The sequence below is a fragment of the Marinococcus halotolerans DSM 16375 genome, from assembly GCF_000420725.1.
In the GTDB taxonomy this organism is placed as follows: domain Bacteria; phylum Bacillota; class Bacilli; order Bacillales; family Marinococcaceae; genus Marinococcus; species Marinococcus halotolerans.
The window spans coordinates 173,705-182,246 of record NZ_ATVM01000005.1; the positions used below are offsets into that span (position 1 = coordinate 173,705).

The window sequence follows — 8,542 nt, forward strand, 5'->3', positions numbered from 1 at the left end:
GCTTTTTTGCATTTAGGACTGATAGCTGTGAATAAGGGATTCAGCGTAATCGAGTGCTTCTCTGGGGGAAGTGATTTCTTCGTTAATAATTCCTTTTTCGGTTTCGCTGATAATGAATTTATAAAGCGGCCCGGGACGGAGGCCGAGGCGTTGGAGTTCAGCGCCGGAAACCCACGATGGCAGGTCCTGCCACTTGTCCTGGTATTGTCTGAGAAGAGCCGCTTTTTTTGGCTGCCCGGCGCTGTATTCAAGGCAGTAAGCAGCAATTTCAACAGAAAGAGGGGACACATGGGCAGCAGTGCGGTGAAAATCGCCGGGTTGTTCGATGGAGGCATCCCAGCTTTCCTCGAGCAGGTGGTGCACGTGCCGGACAAGCTGTTTATCCTGTTTCCGGACCGCGACCCGCTCAGCAGAAAGCACCCGCGCGCTCTCCTGCAGAAATAACGGCAGCAGGGTCATAAACAAAGAGGATTGGAGGCCGGTAATATACGGCAGCAGCCGTTCGGCGGCTTCGTCCCATACAGCGCCAGGAAGGAACGCAGATAAAACATCAAGCTTCTGAAGACGATAAAACAGCTGCTCTGGAGGCATTTCAGCAGTCAGACGCTGAAATTCAGCGAGTATTCTGTCTGTAGACAGTGCATGAATGGCGTTAACCGCCTGCGCAATAAACGCTTCTGTTTCATGATCCATTGCAAAGCCGAAACGGTGTTCAAAGCGGACGGCACGAAGAATACGAGTCGGGTCTTCGACAAAGCTTAAATTGTGCAGCACCCGTATGGCCCCCCGTTTTAAATCCTCGAGGCCTGAAAAGTGGTCGATGAGGTCTCCAAACTCTTCGGGATGGAGAGCAAGAGCCATGGCATTAATCGTAAAATCCCTCCGGAACAGATCTTCTTTCAGGGTGGAGCTCTCCACGTCCGGCAGGGAACCGGGTTTTTCATAAAATTCGGTCCGGGAGCTGGCAATATCCATTTTTAAACCGTCCGGCCAGGTAATCGTAGCAGTGCCAAAAGCTTCGTGCTTGTGGAGTTCGCCGTGCCATTTAGAAGCAATGTCCGAAGCAAAGGCGATGCCGTCGCCTTCAACGGCAATGTCGATATCTTCATTTTCCTTTTGCAAAATAATATCGCGAACGACTCCGCCGATCAGATATGTGCGCAGGTGCTGACGGGCGCCTTCCTCCCCAACGGCCTGAAGCCACTGCTGGATAGAGACAGGCAGAGTCATGCGCATGTTTTCTTCCATATTGACGGTTTCGGAGGCAGTGGAATCTTCACGCAGACGGGCAATAATATCACTGCGCGAGACGAGGCCGATTAATGCTCCGCGGTGATCAATGATGGGGAGCCGTCCGACGTTATGGTGGACCATCTGCTGCTGGAGTTCTTCAAACCGGTGGTAGGGGGCTGCGGTATGGAGGTTGGAACTCATATAGCCTTTGACCGGAGCGTGTCCAAGCTGATGGTGCATGGCTTTATCAATATCGCGACGGGAAATAATGCCGACTAATTCGTATTGGTCGTTTACTACCGGAAAGCCGCTGTGTCCGTAACGGAGCACCATATCTTCTGCTTCCCTGATCGTCGTTTCAGGCTTCAGTGTTTTTACCGGCCGGCTCATCAGCTCTTCTGCCGTAATGGAGCGGCCGATTGCAGATTGAAGCTGTGATTTGATCTGGTCGTAAACATCGTCGAGCAGCTGATCCTTGATAGTGGCCGATCCGGCGCGGGAATGCCCGCCTCCGCCGAACGGGGCTAAAATATCCGGGAGGTGGATACGGTCGGTAGCCGAGCGCCCGATAACAAATATTTTGCCCTGGGCCCTGGTTAAAGTAATGACAGCGCTCGCACCGGTTGTTTCGATCAAATTGGAGGTGACGGTATTCAAGCCGCCGATATGCTTGTCGCCGGAATCGAATTTGGTAATCAACAGCTGAAGTCCTTCGCGCTCAATGACCTCTGCTGCTCCGAGATAGGCCCGCAGAGCATACTGCTGATCCGGAGAAAGTGAATCCTCCATATATTGACCGACGGTATCCAAATTCATGCCCTGCTCCATTAAAAATACAGCAGCCTGCAGGTCTCTAAGCGTCGTACTCGGATAGACGAGCGATCCGGTATCGGTATAAAGACCAAGAGCAAAAAGGGTAGCCTCGACCGGAGTAAGAGAAAGCTGGCGCTGCATCAATTCTTCAATGAGAATAGTGACAGCAGCTCCTGTCGGTTCAATCCGGGCATCAATAGATGACTCCGTGGAATCAGGTGCTGCTTTATTGGTGTGATGGTCATAAATGATCCAGTACGGGGCCGAGGAAAAGGTGAGCCCGTCCCTGGCCCGGTCCGGCTCAGAGACATCGGTTAAAATCACCGTATGCAGATCGTCCCAGTCGATATGCCGGGAGGAAACAAACGGGAATTCATCCTTAAAAAGAGCGAGGTACTCGTTGACTTCCTCGGACTGGTCTTCCTGCAGAACGAGGCGGGCTTCCGGATAAAGTCTGGAAGCAGCTACAGCAGAAGCGAGAGCGTCAAAGTCCATATGGCGGTGGGTTAAAATTACATCCATGGCAGCTGCCTCCTTAGTCGTTATTTTTCACATGCATCAAATGGCTGTGGAAGTGATTGAGAGCCATCGTAAGAATGGCTTCGGGGCGCGTCTGATCGGCTTCCATATTCACCTCGTCAAAATAGCGGGTGATATCTTCAAGCTGGTCTTTTTGTTCTTTATATAAGTGCACCTGCAGTACCCGGGTTTCGTTCGCAAGCTCCCGGGCAAGCTGATTGATGGACTGCTGCAGCTGTTCAGATTCTTTAAGCAGTTCACGCAGCTGTTTTTGCTTTTCTTCTCGTACAGTCACTTACGACCCTCCATGTGCGAGATGTGTTTTCCCTATACTAATACCCGGGAAGGAAAAAATAAAAGCTCCCGACTTGGGAGCTCCTACCGTTTTTTTCGTTCAAGTCCCATGGCACGCTCAGCTTTTGCGAGCATTTTTGAGGAAGCCTGACGGGCCGTTTCGGCGCCCTGGTCCAGGATGTTATCGAGTTCCGAAGAGTTCATCAGCTCCGCGTGGCGCTTCTGAAGCGGTACGAGAATATCAGCAACGGCGGCACCGGTCTCTTCTTTAAGAGAGCCGTAGCTTTCTGAGCTGAGCTTCTGCTCTGCCTCTTCAATGCTGATGTTTTTAGAAATGGCGTAAATAGTAAGGAGGTTGCTTACTCCGGGTTTGTTTTCAGGATCATAGCGGATCTCCCGTCCGGAATCGGTAACAGCGCTTTTCATTTTCTTCATGATCGTATTTTCATCATCAAGCATGGAGATGAAAGCCTTTTGGTTGGAGTCGGATTTGCTCATTTTTTTCTCTGGGTTCTGAAGAGACATAATCCGGGCTCCACTGCCTGCGATTTTTGTTTCCGGAACAGTGAATATGTCGTTGTACTGCTGGTTGAACCGTTCCGCAAGTGTCCGCGTCAGCTCGAGGTGCTGCTTCTGGTCTTCTCCGACAGGGACAATATCTGTACCGTATAAAAGGATGTCCGCAGCCATCAGCGGCGGGTAGGTCAAAAGAGCGCCGGGAACGCCCGAGCGGCCCTCTGCTTTGTCCTTAAACTGGGTCATTCGCTCAAGCTCCCCGATATAGGCAATACATTGCAGCATCCAGCCAAGCTGGGCGTGGGCAGGAACTTCCGATTGAATAAAGATGGTTGCTTTTTCAGGGTCAAGCCCGGCAGCGATATACAAAGCTGCGAGGCTCCGGGTGTTATGCTGAAGCTCCTTCTTATTTTGCGGCACTGTAATGGCGTGCTGGTTTACGATACAAAAAAAGCTCCGATAGTCTTTCTGTAAGTCCACAAAGTGTTTTATTGCTCCTAAATAGTTGCCGATAGTGGGCGTACCACTCGGCTGGACGCCGGAAAAAACGGTTTTCATAAGTATACATCCTTTCGTTGTCAAAACTTATTCCTGTCGGCCTTTATACTTAAGGACAAGCACAGCGGCCCATTCAAATACGAGTAAGATAAAAAGCAGAAACCCCGGCCAGGCGGGGAAGTCGGGCAACCGTGACTGAAGGACAAGCGCTGCCACCCACAAGAAAGCTGTTACGGCCATCCATAAACGTATCCGGTCTGTCATAGCTTCATCACCACTCCGATCCGAGACCAATAAAGGTTAAATATGAAGCAATAAAATAAACGATGACAAGCGTGATAGAGGGCCAGAGATAAAAGACCGGCTTTTTTCGTTTACTGCCCCGGAGGACAGCGTAAAATACTATGCCTGCAAGCAGCGTAATGCCAAGAGAGGTCACGAGGTTCGTCCGGCTTGCAGCGGAAATGATCGGTTCGCCTCTGTAGAAAATATCGCTCAGGGCAAGCAGAGTCAAATTGAAAAGGTTGCTGCCCAAAATGGAGCCGAGAGCCAGGTTGTAGTTTTTCAGCTTCATCGCGACATAAACAGAAACGGCTTCGGGAAGCGAGGTCGAAGCAGCGATTAGAAAACTCCCGATAAAACTCGAGCCGAGTCCTGTGATGACAGCGATACGGTCACCGGTGGTAGTGAGAACAGTACCGGCAGCGAGCGTAAATAAAGCAGCGATAATAAAGCCCGTGCCGGCCTGGCGCAGGGAGAGATCGGGCTTTGGCACGTCCTCTTCTTCGTCATCAGGAATCACTCCTTCATTCTGGCGGTTTGCCCAGACAATCCCGACGGCATAGAAAACCAGCAGGAGGAGTGCATCAACGCCGACGCCAAAAACGCTCCAGGAAAGCTGCAGAAGAAAAGCTGCCCCCGTGACAAAAGCAAGCAAGGCTCCCAGTCCGGCAGTATATGTATGGCCCGGGGAGACGCGGTTAAACAGCTGCTTGCGCCGGTAAAAAATATCGAATACAGCAATGATAAGAATATTAAACAGATTACTCCCAAGCACGTTTCCAACCGCAATGTCCGGGTTATCCAAAAATACGGCCGTTAAGCTGGTGGTAACCTCGGGCAGAGAAGTGGCCCCGGCCAGCAAAAGGGTACCGACCATCATACCGCCAAGAGAAGATTTTTCACTGATGATGTCAGAGTATGAAGACAGCTTGGTGGCTGCGATAACAGTAACGACAGCTGCCACAAAAAAGAATAAAAAGACCAACGATGTATCCCCTCTCACAAACGATAATTTCAATGTAAAACGCTTTAGAACAGGGTTAGTGTATCGTAACTTACCCCCAAGGTCAAAAGGAAGCCGTGTGAAAACCCCTTCATCTATGTAAATTTTGGATGACAACGACTATAATAAAGTAGAAAGATTTCAAAGGAGGACTATAATGAAGATATTTGCCGTGTTACTCACCATGAAGGATGAAGAAAAATCGCAAAAGTACCGCCCGCAGCACTTGAAATTTCTAGAAGACGAAGAGCTGAATGGAAATGTGCTTGCGTATGGGCGTTTCGTCGACGGCACCGGCGGATTAATCATGTACCGCGGGGAGGAAGAGGAAGCTGTCCGGGAAATTGTGGAACAGGATCCTTACATACAGCTTGGGGCCAGGGACTACCATATGCATGAGTGGGATATGAAATCACATGTATGGACGAAGGGAGAATAGTACTTATGAAAAAAGCTGCTTTCATTGGACTTGGAAACATGGGCATGCCGATGGCCCTGAATATTATGAATAATGGATTTGAGGTATACGGGATCAATAAAGGAAACGAAAAAGAAGACCGCTTTCAGGAAGCCGGGGGCACTATCGGCATTACCCCGGCAGAGGCAGCCGGACAGATGGATATCGTCATGACCTGTCTTCCAAAGCCAGAGCATGTAGAAGAAATGATGCTCGGTGAAAACGGCGTTATTACAAACGCCTCGTCCGGGCTTCTCGTAATTGATTTCAGTACCGTCTCTGCAGAGCTGCATGAAAAGATTGAAGCAGAGGCGGCGCAAAAGGGCGTAGACTATCTGGATGCTCCGGTAAGCGGTGGAACGACAGGGGCGGAAGCTGGAACGCTTGCTGTGATGGTTGGCGGAAGCGAGCAGGCTTTTGAAAAAGCGAGAACGATTTTTGAAGCAGTGGGAAAAAATATTACGTATGCCGGGAGCATCGGTAAAGGTACAAAAGTGAAGCTGATTAATCAGTATATGGTAGGCATGCATACTGCAGCGGTAAGCGAAGGGTTAACGATGGCGGAAAAAGCAGGGGTTGATCTGGAAATGCTTCATTCCGTTATTACAAACAGCATGGGGCAGAGCAAAATCTACGACCGGCACTATACGGAATTCATTCATGAAAATAAAGAGGAACCCGGATTTGCTCTGGAACTGCTTTTAAAGGATCTTGGGCTGGCCAATGAAATGAGTGATCGTGTCGGAGTACATCCCAGGGCAGGAAGAGAAGTCCTTTCTTTATTCGAGGGGGCGGAGCATGAAGGGTTTGGAAAAAAAGACATGAGCAGCTTGTTTTACTACGTAAAAAACAACGAAAAATAAAAAAATATGTAGACACGGAACCTGCCTTCCTGCGTGAAGGCGGGTTCTTTACGTTTTACGAATGCATAGCTTCAGCAACGGCCTGTTCAAGACGATCGTCAAGAGAAGACAGGCGGGTGAAGGCCTCTTCTTCAGTGATAGTCCGGTAGTGATGGCGACCGGACGGCTCTTCATCGAGTTCATCTGCATCAGCTACCACCTGCTGCAGCGGAGTCCGCTGAATATTGGCAGCCGGGAGATAGGAATCGGTATGAAGTAAAACAGCCATACTGACTTCCTTTGCCCGTGAAGGATCTTCGCCGAGCCGGATTAAAAGCTTGTGAGCCCGCTCTGCTCCTTTGATGGCGTGAATGTCGTTTGTACGGTATTCTTCAAAATCCCATTTTCCATTTTTGTAAAAAAGATAATGGCCCATATCGTGCAGAAAACCAGCTTTTACTGCTAAATCAACGTCCACGTTTCGTTCTCTGGCAAGCTCTAGTGCTATATCAGCCACGCGAATGGCATGGGCAAGCCCGGAACGGCGGACATATTTTTGAGTAATAGGGTGCTTGTAAATATCAATCATCGTCACTCTGCTCATTGGTGCTCCTCCTTTATAGATTATTTTGCAAAAGGGACCCCGGCCAATGGAGGCTGAGGACCCTGTGGAAGTATCGCAAGCTTTAAAGATATTTTTAATAGTATAATAACTATGTGCCCAAAACGCAAGGGAAATGAAAGATTAACTAACATTCAATAATTATTTAAATATGAATATTAATTAACAAAAAATAGCGGAAAATAAAAAAGATGGTTGGTAATATGTATATTTAAACGTATAATCAAACTAAGAAAAAAATTCCATTAATTAGAGACTATTGGATTGCTTTTTTGAGAGCGTAAAATATTTTGTGTAAACGAGCGAGCACGAAAAAAGGAAGTCCTTTTCTAGTAGAATGAAGTTAGCCGACCACATTCACAGAAAAGAGGACTTCCCTATGAATAATTTTACTACAGATATTGCTCACGCTCTAGTCCAACATCAGGATGTTAACGAGATCTTCCGATCTCATCTGGAACAGGCCGTCAACCAGCTGCTTCAAACCGAATTAACGTCCTTTCTGGATTACGAAAAATACGATGCCTCTGGCATTGGATCCGGCAATTCCCGCAATGGCACGTACGAACGCACGCTGAAAACCGAATTTGGAGAGCTGTCGCTGGCGATCCCCCGGGACCGGAACGGAGACTTTCACCAACAGACGGTCGCGCCGTATAAACGGACGAACGACACGTTGGAAGCGTTTGTGATGCATATGTACCACAAGGGCGTCACCACAGCGGAGATCGCCGATCTCCTGGAGCGCATGTACGGCCATCATTATACGCCGCAGACCATTTCCAACATGACACAGACGATGGAAGCCGAAGTGGATGCCTTTCGACACCGGTCACTAGCGAAACGCTATGCCTGTATCTATCTGGACGCCACGTTTATCGCGTTAAAACGGGACACAGTGGCTAAAGAAGCCGTGTATATCGCGGTCGGAATCCAGGAAGACGGCTCCAAAGAAGTGCTGGCGTACCTGCTGGCTCCGACCGAATCCGCGGGCAACTGGCAGGAACTTCTCGAGGATCTTCAGGGGCGAGGCCTTGAAGAGGTGCTTCTGGTTGTGTCCGATGGGTTAGCGGGCATGACGGATGCGATCCATGCCGTGTATCCGGAAGCCCGCCACCAAACGTGCTGTGTGCATGTTTCCCGCACCCTTGCCCGCAAAGTCCGTGTGCAGGATCGTGCGACGGTCTGTGCCGATTTCAAAACCGTGTACCGGGCCAACAGCCGGGAGGAAGCGTCCCAGGCCCTCGAGGCGTTTATCGCAGCGTGGTCCTCCCGGTATCCATCGATCCGCCGGGTGCTCGACGAGCACCCCACGTTACTTACCTTTTATGATTTCCCGTCCGCCATCTGGCGGAGCCTGTATTCCACCAATCTCATCGAATCGTTCAACAAGCAGCTGAAAAAATACGTTAAACGCAAAGAACAGTTTCCGAATGAAGCATCCATCGAACGGTTTTTGGTCA

Annotated in this window: 8 protein-coding genes; 3 read left to right on the forward strand and 5 right to left on the reverse strand. The window is 49.5% G+C overall.

The annotated features are described in order from the left end of the window. Positions 1-12: 12 nt before the first annotated feature. From G548_RS17445 to G548_RS0105975, 4 genes are all read right to left on the reverse strand, one after another. Positions 13-2,568 carry a CBS domain-containing protein gene (locus tag G548_RS17445; protein WP_022793238.1) on the reverse strand — a complete coding sequence of 852 codons (2,556 nt, stop codon included), beginning with the start codon at positions 2,566-2,568 and terminating at the stop codon, positions 13-15. Between the two features lie 13 nt (positions 2,569-2,581). Beyond that, positions 2,582-2,860 (reverse strand): hypothetical protein, encoded by a 279-nt coding sequence (locus G548_RS0105960; protein ID WP_022793239.1) that lies wholly within the window; start codon positions 2,858-2,860, stop codon positions 2,582-2,584. Between the two features lie 83 nt (positions 2,861-2,943). Beyond that, positions 2,944-3,933, reverse strand: coding sequence for a tryptophan--tRNA ligase (trpS, locus tag G548_RS0105965; protein ID WP_022793240.1), 990 nt, complete (start codon positions 3,931-3,933; stop codon positions 2,944-2,946). 211 nt (positions 3,934-4,144) lie between these two features. Next, positions 4,145-5,140 carry a sodium:calcium antiporter gene (locus G548_RS0105975; RefSeq protein ID WP_022793242.1) on the reverse strand — a complete coding sequence of 332 codons (996 nt, stop codon included), beginning with the start codon at positions 5,138-5,140 and terminating at the stop codon, positions 4,145-4,147. Between the two features lie 175 nt (positions 5,141-5,315). Here G548_RS0105975 and G548_RS0105980 point away from each other — a divergent pair, with 175 nt between their 5' ends. Both G548_RS0105980 and G548_RS0105985 read left to right on the forward strand, forming a co-directional pair. Next, complete coding sequence (locus G548_RS0105980; protein ID WP_022793243.1) at positions 5,316-5,597, forward strand: YciI family protein; 282 nt, start codon at positions 5,316-5,318, stop codon at positions 5,595-5,597. 5 nt (positions 5,598-5,602) lie between these two features. Next, positions 5,603-6,478 carry an NAD(P)-dependent oxidoreductase gene (locus G548_RS0105985; RefSeq protein WP_022793244.1) on the forward strand — a complete coding sequence of 292 codons (876 nt, stop codon included), beginning with the start codon at positions 5,603-5,605 and terminating at the stop codon, positions 6,476-6,478. Positions 6,479-6,533: 55 nt separating this feature from the next. Here the strand turns inward: G548_RS0105985 and G548_RS0105990 are convergent, their stop codons facing one another. After that, positions 6,534-7,061, reverse strand: coding sequence for an HD domain-containing protein (locus G548_RS0105990; RefSeq protein ID WP_022793245.1), 528 nt, complete (start codon positions 7,059-7,061; stop codon positions 6,534-6,536). A gap of 397 nt (positions 7,062-7,458) precedes the next feature. On the opposite strand from G548_RS0105990, the gene G548_RS0105995 reads away from it, so the two are divergent. Continuing rightward, positions 7,459-8,542, forward strand: a 1,084-nt coding sequence (locus G548_RS0105995; protein ID WP_022793246.1) for an IS256 family transposase, incomplete at its 3' end; no start/stop codon positions are given.